The 17,350-nt window shown below is 68.1% G+C and carries 17 protein-coding genes and 1 riboswitch; of the genes, 8 read left to right on the forward strand and 9 right to left on the reverse strand.

Translation table 11 applies throughout. The features are described 5' to 3' along the window. The first annotated feature begins 123 nt into the window (after positions 1-123). The 8 genes from ACIGKQ_RS18390 to crtI all read left to right on the forward strand — a co-directional run bounded on the left by ACIGKQ_RS18390 (position 124) and on the right by crtI (position 7,155). Positions 124-612: an EamA family transporter gene (locus tag ACIGKQ_RS18390; protein WP_396574630.1), complete on the forward strand. Its 489-nt coding sequence runs from the start codon at positions 124-126 to the stop codon at positions 610-612. 348 nt (positions 613-960) lie between these two features. After that, positions 961-2,208 carry an HNH endonuclease signature motif containing protein gene (locus ACIGKQ_RS18395; protein ID WP_235723027.1) on the forward strand — a complete coding sequence of 416 codons (1,248 nt, stop codon included), beginning with the start codon at positions 961-963 and terminating at the stop codon, positions 2,206-2,208. Positions 2,209-2,536: 328 nt separating this feature from the next. Then, entirely contained in the window at positions 2,537-3,259 is a 723-nt protein-coding gene (locus tag ACIGKQ_RS18400) for a crotonase/enoyl-CoA hydratase family protein (protein WP_396574672.1), read from the forward strand. Between the two features lie 32 nt (positions 3,260-3,291). Further along, the gene (locus ACIGKQ_RS18405; RefSeq protein WP_235723026.1) at positions 3,292-3,726 is read left to right on the forward strand and encodes a nitroreductase family deazaflavin-dependent oxidoreductase; all 435 of its coding nucleotides are present in this window, start codon (positions 3,292-3,294) and stop codon (positions 3,724-3,726) included. 103 nt (positions 3,727-3,829) lie between these two features. Continuing rightward, positions 3,830-3,985 (forward strand): DUF6131 family protein, encoded by a 156-nt coding sequence (locus tag ACIGKQ_RS18410; protein ID WP_235723053.1) that lies wholly within the window; start codon positions 3,830-3,832, stop codon positions 3,983-3,985. 124 nt (positions 3,986-4,109) lie between these two features. After that, positions 4,110-4,649, forward strand: a complete 540-nt coding sequence (gene idi, locus ACIGKQ_RS18415) for an isopentenyl-diphosphate Delta-isomerase (protein WP_235723025.1) — start codon at positions 4,110-4,112, stop codon at positions 4,647-4,649. A gap of 5 nt (positions 4,650-4,654) precedes the next feature. Beyond that, positions 4,655-5,569 carry a phytoene/squalene synthase family protein gene (locus ACIGKQ_RS18420; protein ID WP_235723024.1) on the forward strand — a complete coding sequence of 305 codons (915 nt, stop codon included), beginning with the start codon at positions 4,655-4,657 and terminating at the stop codon, positions 5,567-5,569. Beyond that, complete coding sequence (gene crtI, locus ACIGKQ_RS18425) at positions 5,566-7,155, forward strand: phytoene desaturase family protein (RefSeq protein ID WP_235723023.1); 1,590 nt, start codon at positions 5,566-5,568, stop codon at positions 7,153-7,155. Before ACIGKQ_RS18420 ends, crtI begins: the two co-directional genes overlap by 4 nt. Positions 7,156-7,165: 10 nt before the next feature. Here crtI and ACIGKQ_RS18430 read toward each other — a convergent pair whose 3' ends face one another. From ACIGKQ_RS18430 to ACIGKQ_RS18470, 9 genes are all read right to left on the reverse strand, one after another. Continuing rightward, complete coding sequence (locus ACIGKQ_RS18430; RefSeq protein ID WP_235723022.1) at positions 7,166-8,656, reverse strand: NAD(P)/FAD-dependent oxidoreductase; 1,491 nt, start codon at positions 8,654-8,656, stop codon at positions 7,166-7,168. Next, the gene (locus ACIGKQ_RS18435; RefSeq protein ID WP_235723021.1) at positions 8,653-9,789 is read right to left on the reverse strand and encodes a glycosyltransferase family 2 protein; all 1,137 of its coding nucleotides are present in this window, start codon (positions 9,787-9,789) and stop codon (positions 8,653-8,655) included. The genes ACIGKQ_RS18430 and ACIGKQ_RS18435 overlap by 4 nt, the downstream gene beginning before the upstream one ends. Then, the gene (locus tag ACIGKQ_RS18440; protein ID WP_235723020.1) at positions 9,776-10,618 is read right to left on the reverse strand and encodes a carotenoid biosynthesis protein; all 843 of its coding nucleotides are present in this window, start codon (positions 10,616-10,618) and stop codon (positions 9,776-9,778) included. The genes ACIGKQ_RS18435 and ACIGKQ_RS18440 overlap by 14 nt, the downstream gene beginning before the upstream one ends. Positions 10,619-10,672: 54 nt before the next feature. Then, entirely contained in the window at positions 10,673-11,806 is a 1,134-nt protein-coding gene (locus ACIGKQ_RS18445; RefSeq protein ID WP_235723019.1) for a polyprenyl synthetase family protein, read from the reverse strand. 60 nt (positions 11,807-11,866) lie between these two features. Further along, positions 11,867-12,955, reverse strand: coding sequence for an ABC transporter substrate-binding protein (locus ACIGKQ_RS18450; RefSeq protein ID WP_235723018.1), 1,089 nt, complete (start codon positions 12,953-12,955; stop codon positions 11,867-11,869). Then, the gene (locus ACIGKQ_RS18455; RefSeq protein ID WP_235723017.1) at positions 12,952-13,782 is read right to left on the reverse strand and encodes an ABC transporter ATP-binding protein; all 831 of its coding nucleotides are present in this window, start codon (positions 13,780-13,782) and stop codon (positions 12,952-12,954) included. The genes ACIGKQ_RS18450 and ACIGKQ_RS18455 overlap by 4 nt, the downstream gene beginning before the upstream one ends. Beyond that, positions 13,779-14,816, reverse strand: coding sequence for a FecCD family ABC transporter permease (locus ACIGKQ_RS18460; protein WP_396574673.1), 1,038 nt, complete (start codon positions 14,814-14,816; stop codon positions 13,779-13,781). The genes ACIGKQ_RS18455 and ACIGKQ_RS18460 overlap by 4 nt, the downstream gene beginning before the upstream one ends. Positions 14,817-14,947: 131 nt before the next feature. Further along, positions 14,948-15,092, reverse strand: a riboswitch (cobalamin riboswitch). A gap of 68 nt (positions 15,093-15,160) precedes the next feature. Further along, the gene (locus ACIGKQ_RS18465; RefSeq protein ID WP_235723015.1) at positions 15,161-16,444 is read right to left on the reverse strand and encodes a competence/damage-inducible protein A; all 1,284 of its coding nucleotides are present in this window, start codon (positions 16,442-16,444) and stop codon (positions 15,161-15,163) included. Between the two features lie 41 nt (positions 16,445-16,485). Next, positions 16,486-17,340 carry an LLM class flavin-dependent oxidoreductase gene (locus ACIGKQ_RS18470; protein ID WP_235723014.1) on the reverse strand — a complete coding sequence of 285 codons (855 nt, stop codon included), beginning with the start codon at positions 17,338-17,340 and terminating at the stop codon, positions 16,486-16,488. Positions 17,341-17,350: the final 10 nt, after the last annotated feature.

Consider the following 17,350-nt stretch of genomic DNA (forward strand, 5'->3'; position numbering starts at 1 on the left):
TCCACCTCGAGAAAGCGTCCTGACCCGAAACCGTCCCGACCCAGCGCCCACGACGCCAGTCAGCGACGCCACCTCACCTAACCTTCCTTACAGAGCATCACCGGCGCCGAGAGCCTCGATCCGGTGGGTGTGGCGTTCGCGCTGTTGGCGGGATCGTTCTGGGCCGGCTACATCCTGACCAGTGCGCGCGCCGGGCGGTTGGTGCCGGGCCACGACGGTCTGGCGGTTGCGTTGGTGGTGTCCGCAGTCGTGGTGATGCCGCTGGGTGGGGCCGGGGCGAGCGCAGCATTCGAGGACCTCCACCTACTCGCGCTGGCCGCGGTCGTGGCGCTGCTGGCATCGGTGATCCCGTACTCGCTCGAGTTCGCTGCCGTGCGCCGCCTGCCAAAGCATGTGTTCGGCGTGCTGTTGAGTCTCGAGCCGATCGTCGCCGCCATCGCGGGATGGTTACTGCTCGACCAATCGCTCGGGCCGGTGCGCCTCGCCGCGATCATGCTGGTGATCCTCGCGAGCATCGGCACCACGGTGACGGCCTCGCGGATGCGGCGCCGACAAACGGACTCGCCGGCGGAGCTCAGTCGTCGGCCTGCAGCATCGCGGCACGGAGGCTGACGAGCGGCGAAACCATCGCGTAGGCCGAACAGCTCGGGCGATCTTCATACTCGCCCGTCGGCAGTGGGTCCTCCTTTGGGGCGAGCGGCGGTGCGTCGTCAGCCACCTGTGCGCGTTCGGCGCGGACGGAGCGCGGTGGCTGATCGATGCGGCGCGTCATCACGAGACCATCAAATTGTCTTCTCGCGGTGATTTTTACCCAAGAATGCGTAACTCCTGTGACTCCTGTTCACCAAAGTCTACTGAATAGTCCATATTTCACTGCCTCTCTATCCAAAGCCTCTGTCCCAGAGCAATTCTCACGCTCAGCTCCTTGACATCGAACATTCTTTCGATTACCTTGGAATCATGAGAACTTCGGGGGATCTCACATCCATTACTGATTCACTGCGTGAGCTGCGCTTCGACGACGACTTGTCCGGTCGGGCAGCGTTCGATGCGATGACCGCTCTGGTCACGTTGCGTAGTCTGATCGACCATCACGCCGCGACGGTGGTCGGCCACCTGGACCGACTCGGCGTGGCCCGCGATCATGGCCGCAAACTCAGTGAACTGTTGATCGTGATGGGCCTGGCCCCGGCGGTCGCCTCCCGCCTGATCCGTATCGCCACCGCACGTGCGCAGCTCCCCACTCTGGCCGCGCATGCCGCCGATGGGGCGATCTCCGCCGAACACGTCGACGCGGTGGGTAAAGGTGTCGATCATGTCGGGAAAAGATCGGCGGAACCGATCGACGATGTGGCGCGTCTAAATATCGTGACCGAACTTCTCGCCCAATTCTTTTCCGGCGCCACCCCCGCCGACATCGGTAAACGCGCGCGTCGTCTGGGCAACCAGGCCGCCGCCGACACCGGTGGGCTACCGGCATCCGAGGACCGCAACCTCAACACGCTCACCCACGATGTCGACGGTGACGGACGCCTGCAAGTGCGCGCCGACCTCAACACCGAAGTCGGCGAAAAATTCTCGGCGGCAATGGAAGAGTTGGCGGCACCGCGGCCCGAACCTGACGGCTCACCGGATGCGCGTTCCACCGAGCGCCGGCATGCCGACGCCCTCGAAGCGCTCCTGGATATCGCCGCCCGCAGCGGTGATGCGGCGTCCGCACCACGTCACCAGATGCTGGTGTCGGTGCCCGCCGATACTCCTGATCTGGCCGAACTACCGTTCATGGGGTCGATCACCGAAGCCATGCTGCGCACCCTGACCTGTGACACCACCGCGACGGTCGCGATCGTCGACGGTGAGGCGGTGCCGATGGAGATGAGTAAAGACAAGCGCCTGTTCCCAGCCCATCTGCGTAAGGCGTTGCACAAACGCGACGAGTGTTGCATCAAATGCGGCGTGGCGGCCTCCCGCTGCCAGGGCCATCACCTCGTGCATTGGGCTGATGGTGGAATCACGGTGTTGGATAACGGATGTTTGCTGTGCCCGTCGTGTCATGCCGACATCCACCACAACGGTTGGGAGGTGATCATGGGTCACGACCGACATCCCTGGCTCATCCCACCCGTCGCTGTCGACCCGACACGTCGGCCGATACCGACCTACAACCGACGCACGATGAATCTCGGCAACCTACCCGCCGCCGCCTGAGCCACGCTGACCACTTCCCACGCACCCGGCCCCGGTCGGGACCGCAACCGTCCCTTGAGAACTCCATAGCGTGATTGCGCGATGGCGCCCCAGGCGTCGCGTACCCGACGGCGACTGCAGCGTTCGGCTGCGACGGTGCGCGGTATGCGACCCTGCGGCGCCGCGTACTCGGTGAAAGCCGAGTGGAGTCGAACTGTGCATCCCCTTCGGCATCCGCGACGCGGCCGAGGAGACTACAGTCCGAGAGGTGGGCTCGAATCCTGGTTCCGCCGCAGCCGAGTACACGTCGATCGGGGTGGAGACCTTCGAAGGGGTCACCACCATATCGATGTGCCAGCCCGAGGTGCGCAATGCTGTCGACCGACCTATGGCAGCTGAACTCGCGTCGGCGTTTCGAGCGTTCGATTCCGATCCCGAGGCCGATGTCGCCGTGCTGTGGGGAAGTGGTGGACACTTCTGCGCCGGGGCGGATCTGAAGGCCGTCGGAACCGGACGGATCAACGAGGTGGCACCGACCGGAGACGGGCCGATGGGGCCGACACGCCTGGTGATGTCGAAGCCGGTCATCGCGGCAGTCGAAGGCTACGCAGTCGCCGGCGGCCTGGAATTGGCGATCTGGTGCGACCTGCGGGTCGCTGCATCGGACGCGACGTTCGGCGTGTTCTGCCGACGATGGGGCGTCCCACTGATCGACGGCGGCACGGTCCGGCTGCCTCGGCTCATCGGCTCCAGTCGCGCGATGGACATGATCCTCACTGGTCGACCGGTCGACGCTTTCGAGGCGGAGCGATTCGGCTTGGTCAACCGCCTGGTCGAACCGGGGATGAGTCTGACGGAAGCGCGGCAGTTGGCGCAGCAGATCAGGCAGTTCCCGCAGACGTGCATGCGCAACGACCGCCGATCCGTGCAGGAACAAGCGGGGTGCCGTGAAGCGGATGCGATGGCGTTCGAAATCGCGGTAGGCATCGAGTCGCTGAATTCCGACGGGCACACCGGTGCTGCCCGGTTTGCGGGTGGAGCCGGACGGCACGGCGACTTCTCGGACCTCTGAGAACGCAACGGCACACCGGCTAGGCTGCGGGCATGTCCAGCCTGTTCGTCCGCACGCTGCAGACCCATCAGTGGATCTACGAGCACTCCGGTGGGCTGCTCGGTCATCGGCTACTGATGGGCAACCCGACCTTGCTGCTCCGCCATATCGGCAGCCGCACCGGTAGGTCGCGCACCTCGGCCCTCACCTACGCCGTCGACGGGGAAAGATATCTGGTCGTCGCGTCCAACGGCGGCTCGCCGAGGCCGCCCGCATGGCTCGGCAACATCACGGCCAACCCGGCGTGTGAGATCCAGGTCGGGCGCCGCCGGCTGGCCGTCACCGCCCGGCCGACCTTCCCCGATGACCCCGACTACACGCGGCGATTCGACCTCGTCGACGGCGTGAACAAGGGGCGATACCACGCCTACCAGCAGAAGACGTCACGGCCACTCGCGATCGTCGAACTCACGCCGGACACGGCGTGATCACGGGTTCCGAAATCGGACATGGGCAACCGGGACGCCGCGTACGGTGGACATGCTTGCAGCAGCGTCGAGCAGCCCGTCCGCCGAACATCGGAGGTTGGCCGTGATCATTCTCGGCATCATCTTGCTCATCCTGGGATTCATCTTCAGCATCCCGATTCTCTGGACGATCGGCATCATTCTCATCGTCGTCGGAGCGATTCTGGCGGTTCTCGGGGCAACCGGACGCGCGGTCGGCGGTCGGAAACACTTCTACTGAGAGGTTTCCTCGACGAGGCGCCACGAGATCTGGCCGTCCGATCCATCCGATTCGCGTGTGGTGACGAAGAATGGAGCGTATGCGGCAGCGGCTGCATCACCGCCCAGCGAACGGAGGACGGCCGGTGACGAATGATCTGGTGGTACTCGTCGACGCCGAGCGCAGGCCCCGCGGCACGGCGCCGCGGGGCAGCGTGCACGGCCACGACACCCCACTCCATCTCGCGTTCTCCTGCCATGTCGTCGATGACGTCGGGCGGATCCTGATGACGCGCCGAGCGTTGGGCAAACGCACCTGGCCCGGGGTATGGACCAACTCGTTCTGCGGACATCCGCGACCCGGCGAGCCCGTCGAAGACGCCGTGCGGCGCTATGCGCCGCGAGAACTGGGTTTCGAGGTCGCCGACCTGCACTGCGTCCTGCCGAACTTCCGCTACCGCGCCGTTGACGCGAGCGGAATGGTGGAGAACGAGGTGTGTCCGGTCTATCGGGCACGGCCCTGCGGTTCACCAATCCCGAACCCGGACGAGGTGATGGATGTGGTCTGGGCACCGATCGAGGACGTCTGGGCGTCGGCGCTCCGAACACCGTGGGTGTTCAGTCCCTGGTTCGTCGACCAGGTTCACGCACTCGGCTCGGATCCCTACCGCGGGATCGGTGCGTGATCGCGATGACATCGACCTCTGGCCGCGACACCGAGGCGTTGCCCTACCACCACTACGATGAGGTCGCCGAACAGACGGCTGCGCTGGTGATCCGCTCCTACTCATCGTCATTCGGACTGGCTTCCCGACTTCTCACCGCGCCGGTCCGCCGCGACGTCCACAACATCTACGCCCTGGTGCGGGTCGCCGACGAGATCGTCGATGCGCCGCGCCCCGGGCAGACGGTCGACCAGCGTCGCGCCGAACTGAATGCGCTGGAGAAGCAGACGCACGCGGCGATGGCGACCGGCACGAGCACCAATCTCGTGGTGCACGCCTTCGCCCGCACCGCTCGGCGCACCGGAATCGACCAGTCGCTCACCGCACCGTTCTTCGCCTCTATGCGGATGGACCTGGAGTGGTCGAGCCACGACGCCGAGAGCCTGGCCACCTACATCTACGGGTCCGCTGAGGTTGTCGGACTGATGTGCGTACATGCCTTCCTCGCCGACGAACCGCACCGGAAGGCGCGGTACGACCAGCTCGCACCGGGTGCACGTCGGCTCGGCGCGGCATTTCAGAAAATCAACTTCCTGCGCGACATCGGCGCCGACAGCGCCGAGTTGGGGCGCCGATACCTGGTGGGTCTGGACCCCGAACGTCCGTCCGCCGACGCATGGCATCACTGGCTGGACGACATCGACGACGACCTGGCCTGCGCCCAGCAAGCGATTCCGTTGCTGCCCAGTGGAACCCGCGTGGCGGTGTGCACGGCGCACGACCTGTTCGCCGAACTGGCGAGACGACTCCGGGCCACCCCGCCGCAGGACGCGTGCCGTCACCGGGTCCGCGTGCCGGGCCCGGCGAAGGCGCGGATCGCCGCAGCGGCAGCCCTTCGCCGCGGAGCGCCGCGGCGCGCCACAACGGCGGTGAACGCATGACGGCCACCGCTCGCCGGATCGTCGTGATCGGCGGCGGAATCGCCGGGCTGGCGAGTGCCGCGTTGCTGGCCGCGGATGGCCACGAGGTCGACCTCGTCGAGAAGAACGATCGCCCCGGGGGTCGTGCCGGATCATGGGAACACAACGGATTCCGGTTCGACACCGGACCCTCATGGTGGCTCATGCCGGAGGTGTTCGATCACTTCTTCGAACTACTCGGCACCTCCACCGACGAACAGATCGATCTGCTGCGGTTGGAACCCGGCTACCGGGTGTTCTTCGAGGGCGTTGCCGACAGCGTCGACGTCGCCGGCGACGAGGCCCGCAACCGAGAGCTGTTCGAGTCGCTCGAACCGGGGGCCGGCGCGGCCTTCGACGACTATCTCGCCTCCGCGCGCAGTGCCTATGACATCGCAGTGCAACGCTTTCTCTACACCAACTTCGACTCCGTGGACGCTTTCGCGGGTCGTCGGGTACTGGCCAATGCTCGGCAGTTGGTGGGCCTGCTGACCGCGAAGCTGGATGCGCATATCGCCTCCCGGTTCCGGGACAACCGCATTCGCCAGATCCTCGGCTACCCTGCGGTGTTCCTGGGGGCATCCCCGGATCGGGCGCCCGCGATGTATCACCTGATGAGCTGGCTCGACCTCGCCGACGGCGTCCGCTACCCCGACGGCGGTTTCGTGCGGCTACCCGAGGTGCTCGAGAAACTGGCCGTCGAGAACGGCGTGCGGATACACACCGGAACCGCTGCCACCGCCATCCTCACCGAGCCGCGGCAGCCGACAAGACGATGGAGTTCACGCCGCGACCGGGTGAGCGGGGTGCGCACCCGCGACAGTACCGGCGTCGAATGCGACCTACCCGCCGACCTCGTCATCGGCGCCGCTGATCTCCACCACATCGAGACCACGATGTTGCCGCCGCACCAACAGTCCTTCCCGCAGAAATGGTGGGACAAAGCGACATCGGGCCCCGGCGCGGTACTGGTCTTCCTCGGGGTACGGGGCCGGCTGCCCGAACTGGCCCATCACTCGCTGTTCTTCACCAGCGACTGGGGCACCAACTTCGACGCGATCTTCGAGTCGCCCACCCGGGTACCCGACCCCGCCTCGCTATATGTGTGCCGGCCGTCGGCGTCGGACGACTCGGTGGCCCCCGACGGCGACGAGAATCTCTTCCTCCTGGTGCCGATACCGGCCGATCCGTTACTCGGCTCCGGTGGCGTCGACGGAGCGGGTGCCCCGGTCATCGAACAGATCGCGGATCGGGCGATCGAACTGGTCGCCGACTGGGCGTCGATCCCCGACCTCGCCGAGCGGATCGTGGTACGCCGGACGATGGGGCCCGGTGACTTCGTCGCCGACCTCAACTCGTGGTCGGGTGGCGCGCTCGGACCGGCACACACGTTGCGGCAGAGTGCTTTTCTGCGCGCAGGAAACACGTCGCGCAAGGTGGAGGGACTCTACTACGCGGGCTCGAGCACCACCCCCGGCATCGGTCTGCCGATGTGTCTGATCAGCGCCGAGTTGGTACTCAAACGGGTTCGCGGCGACCGCTCGGTGGGGCCGCTACCAACCCGGTGAACCGACGCGGCTAGCCCGCAGGTCCGATCAGCCCGGCGACGATCTTGGCCGACAGCATCACCAACGGCAGTCCGCCGCCGGGATGAGCCGAACCACCGACCAGATAGAGCCCCGGAACCGGGGAGGCGTTGCGCGGGCGCAGGAATGCGGCGCGCGGACCATTCGATGACGACCCGTAGATCGACCCACCCGGCGTGCGGGTGCGGCGCTCGAGGTCGGCCGGTGTCAGCACGATGCGGTGGCGGATCGACGATCGGACGTCGACTCCACGGTCGGCCATCAACCGCAGAATCCGGTCGGCATAATCGGTGGCGAGGCCCGGAGTGTCCCAGTCGACGCCCCCATCCGGATCGTGTCGTGGGGCGTTGACCAACACGAACCAGGAGGCCGTACCCGGGCCGGGGACGATCGCCGGATCGTCGGGTGCCGAGATGTAGACGGTCGGAGCCGGCACCGGGCGCGCCGGACCGCCGAAGCCGAACACCGAATCGAACTCGTCGTCGTAATCGTCGGCGAACAGAACCTGATGATGCGGCGTCCACGGCGGCGGATCGTCCAGAGCGAGGAGGAGCACGAAGCCTGCCAGCGACGGTGTCGTGCGCCGTGTGCGCTCGGCGGCGCGATCCGCGGCCGCCGCGCCCACCAGGCGGCCGTACACCTCGCGGGCATCGGCGTTGGCGACCACCAGGTCGGCCGGCCGGAACGATCCGTCTGCCGGCGTCACCCCACTCACGCGGCCGAAGGGGTCGGTCTCGATCCCATCGACGGCGGTTCCGGTTTCGATCGCGCCGCCGTGTTCGATGAAGCTGTCGCGCAGCACTTCTGCGATCCGGCCGAGGCCGCCGGGGACGTACCACGAACCCCACGCCTGTTCGGTCCAGGGCACCGAGGCCAGCGCGGCGGGAGCGCGTCGCGGGTCGGATCCGGTGTAGGTGGCGTAGCGGTCGAGCAGCATCACCAGGCGTGGATCATCGAGGTAGCGACCTCCCAGACCGCGCAGCGTACGCCACGGAGCGATGGTGACCAGATCGGACGGCCGGCCCCGTCGGGCGACGATGCGCGGGTCGATCGGAGATTCCAGGAACGGGCCGCGCGACGCCGCCCAGATCGATCGGGCCCGACTGAGAAACGCCATCCACTGGTCCCCGCGGCCGGGGCCGAGTGCCTCGTCGAGCGCCGCAGGTATCCGTGCGAGTTCGCCGGGGAGGTCCAGGCCCGTGCCGTCAGGGAATCGGTAGTGCGCCGCCACGTCGAGACGGGACAACGGCAACACCTCCTCGAGGCGCCGGCCGGCAGACGCGAGCAACTCGGCCAGGATATGCGGCATCGTCACCAGCGACGGGCCGGTGTCGAACATGAAACCGTCGTGCCGGATCACGCCGAGCTTCCCGCCGACCTCCGGTGCCTGCTCGAACACCGTCACGCGATGTCCGGCCGCCTGCAGCCGCAGCGCCGCGGCCAGTCCGCCCACACCGGCACCCACCACCACGATGCTGCTCATCGCGTCGTCTCGGAGATTGCGCGGCCCTTCCAGGACAGCCGACCGGTGCGCCGCGCGAGCACCGAATCCACGGTGAGCGCCGTGAACGCGAGGATCGACATCGGATGGACGAGCGCGTCGGGCCACACCCGCCCGCCGGTGCTCCGCGCGGACACCGCCCGGGAGGTCACGCCGAGCAGATACCCGAGCACCCCTGCCCGCGAACCCCGCAGTGCCGCAAGCGGCGGCACCACGTACAGCAGGTTCAGCAGCGCCACCACCGCCACCGTGCCGGGTAGCGAGCCGAACGCCGACCACAACGACTTCCGGTAGCCGGCCCGCACCTCGCGCCACCCGTGATACATGTGGCAGTCGGCGACCGCGCTCCCGTCCGCGGCCACGCCCCGTCCGCCGGAGCGCTTGACCGCCCGCAACAACGCGATGTCCTCGAGCACGTCGGCACGCACCGCCGCGTGCCCGCCCGCGCGGTGGTAAGCGGCCGCGTCGACGACGAGCAGCTGGCCGTTCGCCGCCGACATCGACGGGCGCGCCGAACGCTCGGCGAGCCCAAGCGGCAGGGTGCTCATCCACGACCACTGCACCAGGGGCTGCACCAGCCGCTCGGCCGGGCCGGTCGCGTGTTGGCGCGGGTAGGGCGAGATGAGGTCGAGCCCGGATGTGCGCAGCAGCGCAACGGACGCCACCAGCGCATCGGGTGCGAGCCGGACGTCGGCGTCGACGAATACGAGGACACCGTCGTGGTCGGCGTTGTGAGACAACTGTTCGCAGGCCCATGATTTGCCGAGCCACCCCGATGGTGTCGGTGTTCCGTGCAGAACCTCGATGCGTTCGTCGGTGCGCGCCAACTCGTCCAGTAGGCGACCGGTTCCGTCGGTGGACTCGTCGTCGAGGACCAGGAGGCGGATTCGGCCCGGCCAGCGGTCGGCGGCGGCGCGCAGGGCGGTCAGGCAGCCTGCGATCTCGTCCATCTCGTCGCGGACCGGCAACAGGACGTTCAGCGGCTCGGGGTTGGCGATCGCCGTCGGATCGGGACGTCGGATTCGGCGGGCGTTGTCGAGCGTCAGCGCCAACGACGCCGCCGCACCCACGCTCGCGGCGCGTAACGCGACCCGCCGGACCTCAGCGCTGCGCACGCGTCGCACCCCGCATCACAGTGACCGCCAACGGAACGGCCACCACACCCATCACGAGGCCGCCGACCAGCGCCACGGGTGGACGACCGAAGAACGCCGCATGCGCGATCACCGACGACAGGTAGGTCCACAAATAGACCGCAACCGGCAGCAGATCTGTTGCCCCACCCCAGCTGTCGGCATCGGAGGGGTGCTCGGGAGCTGCCGGGATCAACCGGTCGAGCAGGGTGATCATGATCGCTGACACCACGAACCAGCCGGCGAAGTTGGTGAGCGGGATACCCTCCACGCCGGGCAGCGCCGGCTGTGGGTAGGACCATCGCCAGTGCCCCTGATCCACCATCTGTGGATCGAGGAACACGTCCCAGGCGGTCAACGCCCACGCACCGACCAGAGGGGTCACCAGCCGGTGGGCACCGACGAGCTGTCGTGCGGCGGCCAGCGCCGGCCATGCCATCATCGTCCAAGCCAATGGCACCAGAGCCGGGACACCGAACACCTGCAGGCCCAGACTGCCTGTGTACTCGTAGGTGCCGAACGGGAAACCGGTGTGCACACCGACGGTTTCGGCCAGCAGACCGCCACCTCCCGCTACCACCACCAGGATCACCGCCGGGCGGGTGCCGCGGCTGGTCACCACATGTGCCACCGCCGCCGCGGTCAGCAACAGCACGCTGGCCGTGGTCAGCGCGCGCGTACCGCCGTCGGTGAAGGGGAACGCTGTCTGGGTGAGGAATGCGCATCCGAACAACACCCACGGCACCGCGACCCGCCGCCGGTCGACGTACGGCGGGGCCAGTAAGGTCGCACGAGATGCGAACGGGTTCATGATGTTCGTTCACCGTACCGGCCGCCGGTCCGGACGGCCGGGTAATGCGCCGGCTCAGGCCGCACGCCACACGCACCGGGCGACGAGACCTGCAAGCGCATGCCGGGTGACCTCGTCGACCGGTGAGGCGTCGATGAGTTCGGTCGACTGCGCGGCCAACTCCGCGATCCGGTTCTCCACCCGCCGCACCGCACCGGTGTCCCGGAGCACCTCGCACACCTCCCGGACGCCGTCGTGGGTCACCTCGGGGTTGCCCAGATGTTGGTCCAGAACGCGCCGCTGTATGCGGTCGGCGTTCTCCTCGGCCCAGGCGATCAGCAGGGTGCGCTTGCCTTCTCGGATGTCGTCGATCGTCGGTTTGCCGGTGACTGCCGGGTCGCCGAGAACTCCGAGCAGATCGTCGCGCAGCTGAAAGGCCTCGCCGGCCGCGATACCGATTGCGTCGTAGGCGCTGAGCAGATCCGCCGGTGCACCCGCGACGGCGGCGCCGAGTCGCAGGGGGTGCGAGATCGTGTACTTGGCGCTCTTGAACCGGAGGACCAGTTCCGCGCGCGTCGCGGAGGTCACGGCGTGGGTCTGACCGTCGACGTCGAGGAACTGGCCGGCGATGGCTTCGTCACGCATCACCGAAAAGATTCGCCGCACCTGACGCCGAGTGGTCCGGTCGAGGTCGGCGGTGCCCTCGGCGAGGATGTCGTCGGACCAGGTGAGGCACAGATCGCCGGCGAGGACGGCGACCGCCTCACCGTAGGCGTCGGCGTCACCGATCCGGCTGTTGTGCCGGTGTTCGTCGGCGAAGTGGCGGTGCATCGTTGACAGACCGCGGCGCTGGTCACTGTGGTCCATGATGTCGTCGTGGATGAGCGCGGCCAGGTGAAACAGTTCCACGGCCGCGGCGATCTGTGTGGCGCCCGGCGGCAACTCGCCGCGGGTGGCGCCGCGTGCGCCCCACAGGCAGAACGACGCGCGTAGCCGTTTACCGCGATTGCCGGCGCGGGCGAGTACGGCGCTCACCGGGCGGAGGTCGGGATGGACGCCGGTCAGGACCGCGGCGTGGTCGGCCAGCTGTGTCCGGAGCACGCTGCCGACCTGAGCGATATCGCTGTCGGCGAGTTCACGGACCCGCCGATCCAGGTCGGCTGCGTGGCCCGACGCCTGCGGTGCGGACTCGGTGTGGGTGGGGGTCACACCCCTTCTTCGGAGCCGTCGCCGGGGCGGATGTGTCCGCAGGTCGCCGGCGCGTCTTGCTCAGCTCGCCAGCCAGTCGTTGCCGCCGAGCCGGAGCTGCGAGACATCGAGCGAGGGTTCGACATCGCTCTGCGGCGCCAGACCGTGATCTTCCAACACCGCGCGTAGGGTCTCGGCGCTGTCGATGTTGAGAGGGCTCGACACCCACATCGCGTACGGCAGGTTGATGAATCGGTTCTCCCGCACGGCGGCCAAATCCTTGCTCGCCGGGTGGTCCTTGAGCGCGGCGATCTTCTCGTCGACGGTCTGTCCGGGGTAGTCGACGAAGGCGATCAGGTCGGGGTCGGCCGTCGCCAGGCGTTCCCAGCTGACGGTGGTCCAGGTGTCGGCGACATCCTCGGTGGCGTTGCGTGCGCCTGCGGCGTCGATGATGCCCTGCGGGCCGCCGTACGAGCCGGAGGAGAAGATCGTGTCGGTGCCGCTGTCGAACAAGAAGATGGTCGGCTTGTCGGCGGCTTGGGGAGCTGCGCGCAGGGCGTCGAGTCGCGTCGCGACGTCGTCGGCCGCCTGCGCCCCGACGTCGGCATTGCCGGTGATGGTGCCGATGTTGCGGAGGTCGGTGTCGAGCGCGACCCACGGATCAATGGTCCCGCGGGTCTTCTCACCGGCAACCTGTCGGCAGGCCTCGGACAGCTGGTACACGTCGATGTCGTGCGGCGCGAGGATCTCCGGGGTGATTCCGCGGGACTCGCTCATGCCGTAGTTGTAACCGGCGTAGAGGACCTCCGGGCGGGCACCGACGATGTTCTCCAGGGTGGGTTGATCGGGGGAGACCTGATGGAGGTCGTCGACCTGCGGTCCGTAGGCCAGCCGCAGCACCTCGGAGTCGCGGGCCATCGAGCTGACGGCCACGATCTGGTCGTGCGCCCCGGCGGCCAAGGCGATCGCGATCATGCCGCCGTCATTGACGAACAGTCGCTGCACGGGCTGAGGGTAGGTGACGTCGGCGCCGCAGTTGGTGACGGTGACGTGGTCGCCGGCGACGGCATCGGCATCGGTGGAGTCCGTCGTGCCGCAGGCTGTGGTGAGGCCCAGAATTGCTGCGGCGGAAGCGATCCCGATGGTGACGGGACGCAAGGTGGGCATCATGTGAGTGTCCTTCCGGGAGGGGGCGACGGCGTGGCGTCGGTGAGCAGCAGGTGTGGCCTGCCGGTGCGGGGGTGAGTGATGATGTCGCCGTCGACGGCGAAGACGTCACGGAGAACGCGGTTGTCGAGAACCTCGACCGGCGGGCCGTGGGTCACGAGGCGACCGTCGGCGATGACGGCAACGCTGTCGAAATGTCGCAGGACGAGGTCGAGGTCGTGCATCGCGGCGACGATGGTGCGGTCGAGCTTGTCGAGGATGCGCATCAGCCGGAGCCTCCAGGCGGCATCGAGATGATTGGTGGGTTCGTCCAGGACCAGCATCGGGGTCTGCTGCGCCAGCGCGCGGGCGAGGATGACCCGGTGGCGTTCACCCCCGGACAGCGCGATGCAGGAACGTCCGCCGGCGTCGCCGAGCCCCACCATCTCCAGAGCGTCGGCGACGATCTCGCGTTCGGCGTCCGCGCCGGCCGCCCACGGGTTGCGGTGCGGGGTGCGCCCGAGGCCGACCGCTTCGGCCACTGTCAACTCCGCCGACGGCTGCTCCTCCTGCGCGACGACGGCGACCGTCCGTGCGCGCTGTCGCGCGCGCATCGCATGCAGATCGGCGCCGCCGACGTACACGGCGCCTGTTGCTGGTGACTCGAGGCCGGCCAGCACCCGCAGCAGCGTCGTCTTGCCGGCGCCGTTGGGCCCCACCACCGCCATCCGGGTACCGGCGGGGATCGTCACATCGACGCCGGAGACAATCGTTCGCGATCCGCGGCGACACGCGACACCGTTGGCCCGGAGGTCGGCGACGTAGGACGCGGCGTCGGTGCGCACGCTCATTCGGTGGGTCCGAACGTGTAACGCCGACGACCCATCAAGAACAGGAAGATAGGTGCGCCGATCAGGCCGGTGACGATGCCCAACGGCATCTCCCGCGGCGCCGCGGCGACGCGCGAGAACACATCCACCCACACGAGGAACAACGCTCCACCGCAGACCGCGACCGGCAGCATCGCCCGGTGGGTCGCACCGACCACCAGGCGGGCGGCGTGCGGAATGATCAGGCCGACGAAGCCGATACCGCCGGCCACCGCGACGAGTACGCCGACCAGAACCCCCTGCACCGCGAACAGCGCGGTGCGCAGCGCAGCCACTGGCACGCCGAGCGAGGACGCGGTGTCGTTGCCGGCAGCGTAGGCGTCGAGCCAGGCGTGGATCACCACCATGCCGAGCAGGGTGGCCAACACGACGACGCCGGCCAACTGCACCTTCGCCCAAGTGGCACCCGCGACGCTGCCCAGCATCCAGAACATGACGCTCTCGGCGGCCTGCGGGTCGCCGGCGGTGAACACCATCAGCGACGACAGCGCCATGAACGCAGACGAGAGCACCACTCCGGACAGAATCAGTCGAATCGCGGTGAGACCGCCCTGCACGCGGGCCACCAGATAGACCGTGACAGTGGCAGCGAGTGCGCCGAGCAGGGCGCCGCCGGACAGCGCCCACAAGCCAAGTGCCGAGAGTGTTCCCATCGTCATCACCGACGTGGCGCCCACCGCCGCACCGGCCGACACCCCGAGCAGGTAGGGCTCGGCGAGGGGGTTACGCACCAGCGCCTGCATCAGTGCGCCCGCCAACGCCAGACCGGCACCGACGATGGCGGCCAGCACCGACCGCGGCAACCGCAGGTCCCAGATGATGACCGAGTACGCGGTGTCGGTGGTGTCGCCGGTCAGCCTCCCCAGGACCGTGTCCCACACGTCGGCTACGGGAATGTGTTCGGAACCGAATGCGACCGACGTGACGATGCTGACGGCGGTAAGTGCCGCCAATGCCACGGCCAGCGGGGCGGGCGACAACCGGCGTGCCGACAGATCGGGTGGGGTCGCCGCGCGGGCGGTCACCACCGTGACCGAGGTGTCGTCTCGTACATGGGAGGGTGATGACGGTGAGCGTTGTGCACGGCTACCTCGTGATGTCGGGGGATCTGTGCGCGAGATACCCGGTGGACTCATACGAGAACGGCAGGTAGTCGGACTCGGGATGGACGAAGCTCGTCTTCCCACACCGTTGCGCGCCAGTCCCGGATTCTCACCGGGTTCCCTGACATCCGCATACCGCGGATGGGCACCGTTCTCTGCGTGCAGGCTATCAAGCCGGATCTGTCGGCTACTGCCCAGCTATCCGGTTGGTGCGGCGTTCGGTACCTCGGTCCTCGTCACGAAGGGTCGTCCAGCACGCCCGCCACCAGGTGCATCGCCGCCACTGTGGACAGCATCCGCACATTGGCGCGATCACCGGGGAAATATCGCGTCCAGGTCGCGGTGGGCCGGCCGGACACGGCCACCCCGAAGCACACCGTGCCCACCGGCTTGATGTCCGTACCACCACCGGGTCCGGCGATCCCGGTGGTGGAGACCGCGACATCGGCGCCGAGCCGGTCGGCGGCGCCGTCGGCCATCGCGGCCGCCACCTGCTCGCTGACCGCACCGTGCTCGGCGATCATCGCCGCCGGAACGCCGAGCTGCCCGGACTTGACCTCGTTGGCGTAGGCGACCACACCGCCCACCAGATAGGCCGACGACCCGGCGCGATCGGTGAGCCGGGCCGCGACCATGCCGCCGGTGCAGGATTCGGCCGTCGCGATGGTCCGACCGGACAACGCGGCCACGACCTGGTCGTCGATGGTCGATCCATCGGTGGAAAAAACCTGCTTCCCATGGTGTTCGGCGATCAGCGCGGCCAGTTCGGCGTAGGCGGGTGCCGCCTCGGCGACGAAGCGTGTCACCATCTCCAGTTCACCGTGCCGAAGGCAGGTGGTGACCTCCAGATCGCCGACACCGCTGATCGTGTCGTCGGCCAAGCGCAACGTCTCGGCGAGATCGGCCTCCGACAGCCCATAGGCACGAATCACCTCCTGGCGGTGATCGATCCGCGCCGCCAACGCATCGCGGACAGGTGGTGTGTCGAGCGCGGTCGGCCACATCGCCTGCAGTTCACGCGGCGGTCCGGGCAGCACCAGAATCGTCGGCATGCCGGCCCCGTCGACCGGGATCGCCACACCGGGTGCCGTACCGGTGGGTGGAATCGGTACGGCACCGTCGGGAACCAGTGCCTGCTTGCGGATTCCGGCGCGCAGGGGGGAGCTGTCCGGTTGGGCGTTGCGGCGCTTCATCCAGCGGTCGATGATCGCGGTGATGTGTGCCTCGAGTTCGGCGTCGAGATTCAGGGCGCGTCCGCAGAAGTCGGCGACGGTCGCGACGGTGAGGTCGTCGGCGGTCGGGCCGAGCCCACCGGTCGTCACGATGAGGTCGACGTCGTCGGCGGCCAGGAAACGCAATTGCGCGAGCAGGTCGGCGGGCCGGTCACCGCAGACGGTGATGTGGGCGACGTCGACCCCCATCGTCAGGAGGCGATCGGCCACCCACGGCCCGTTCTGATCGGCCACCCGCCCCGACAACACCTCGGTCCCGGTCACCACGATGCCCGCACGCACACTCACCCGGCCGAGTCTATCGACGGCCGGCGGTCGCGGTGTCGGAGTCAGGACAGACCGCGGGCCGCCAGTGCCTCCAGCACGGTGAGTGGCGCACGGTAGGGCTCATCGTCGCGTGGCCAGTGCACGATGACATCGGTGAATCCGAGGTTCGCGGCACGCCCGACCATGTCGTCGAACAGGTGCACACTTTCCAGCGCATTGCGCGGGGAGGCGTCGAGGCTGAGATACCGAGGGAAGTCGGCGCGTGCGCGTTGGGCGAGCGCCTCGTCGAGCACACGACACATCCGTGCCACGCCGCCGAACCACTCGTCGAGCGAGGATGCCGATGTACCGGTGGTGATCCAGCCGTCACCACGCTCGGCGGCGAACCGCACATTCCGGGGCCCGTTGCCCGCCAACAACAGTGGCACCCGCTCACGCACGCTGCCGCCGACCAACCGCATGTCGCGCGCCCGGTAGAACTCGCCGTCGGCGGTCACGTGGTCGACGCGCAGAGTCTGATCGAGCAGATCGGTGAACTCGTGGAAGCGGTCCACGCGCCGCCCGACGGTGACCTCGGGTTGCCCGAGCAGTGTGTCGTCGGGGGTACCACCGACACCGAGGCCGAGCAGGAACCTGTCGTCGGAGATGTCGGCGAGTGTCTGGACCTCACGAGAAAACGCCACGGGATGCCGGAAGTTGGGCGACACCACGAAAGCGCCGAGCCCGATGCGCTCGGTGATCGTGGCCGCGGCGGTCAGCGTGGGAATGCAGGAGAACCACTGTGCATCCGGAAGTCCGCCCCAGACCAGGTGATCGTAGGTCCAGGCGTGGTCGAAGCCCATCTGTTCGGCACGCTGCCACAGCGGTCGGGTCGACGTCCACGGCTGGTCGGGCAGGATGCAGATTCCGTAGCGCATGAACTGACCG

This window comes from Gordonia sp. NPDC062954, assembly GCF_044543825.1.
GTDB classification, from domain to species: Bacteria; Actinomycetota; Actinomycetes; order Mycobacteriales; family Mycobacteriaceae; genus Gordonia; species Gordonia tangerina.

Excerpts from the sequence above, each read along its gene's own strand:
- ACIGKQ_RS18395 (WP_235723027.1), top strand. The coding sequence starts at position 961 with ATGAGAACTTCGGGGGATCTCACATCCATTACTGATTCACTGCGTGAG.
- ACIGKQ_RS18405 (WP_235723026.1), top strand. The coding sequence starts at position 3,292 with ATGTCCAGCCTGTTCGTCCGCACGCTGCAGACCCATCAGTGGATCTAC.
- ACIGKQ_RS18450 (WP_235723018.1), bottom strand. The coding sequence starts at position 12,955 with ATGATGCCCACCTTGCGTCCCGTCACCATCGGGATCGCTTCCGCCGCA.
- ACIGKQ_RS18400 (WP_396574672.1), top strand. The coding sequence starts at position 2,537 with ATGTGCCAGCCCGAGGTGCGCAATGCTGTCGACCGACCTATGGCAGCT.
- ACIGKQ_RS18470 (WP_235723014.1), bottom strand. The coding sequence starts at position 17,340 with ATGCGCTACGGAATCTGCATCCTGCCCGACCAGCCGTGGACGTCGACC.
- ACIGKQ_RS18440 (WP_235723020.1), bottom strand. The coding sequence starts at position 10,618 with ATGAACCCGTTCGCATCTCGTGCGACCTTACTGGCCCCGCCGTACGTC.
- ACIGKQ_RS18420 (WP_235723024.1), top strand. The coding sequence starts at position 4,655 with ATGACATCGACCTCTGGCCGCGACACCGAGGCGTTGCCCTACCACCAC.
- crtI (WP_235723023.1), top strand. The coding sequence starts at position 5,566 with ATGACGGCCACCGCTCGCCGGATCGTCGTGATCGGCGGCGGAATCGCC.
- ACIGKQ_RS18430 (WP_235723022.1), bottom strand. The coding sequence starts at position 8,656 with ATGAGCAGCATCGTGGTGGTGGGTGCCGGTGTGGGCGGACTGGCCGCG.
- ACIGKQ_RS18455 (WP_235723017.1), bottom strand. The coding sequence starts at position 13,782 with ATGAGCGTGCGCACCGACGCCGCGTCCTACGTCGCCGACCTCCGGGCC.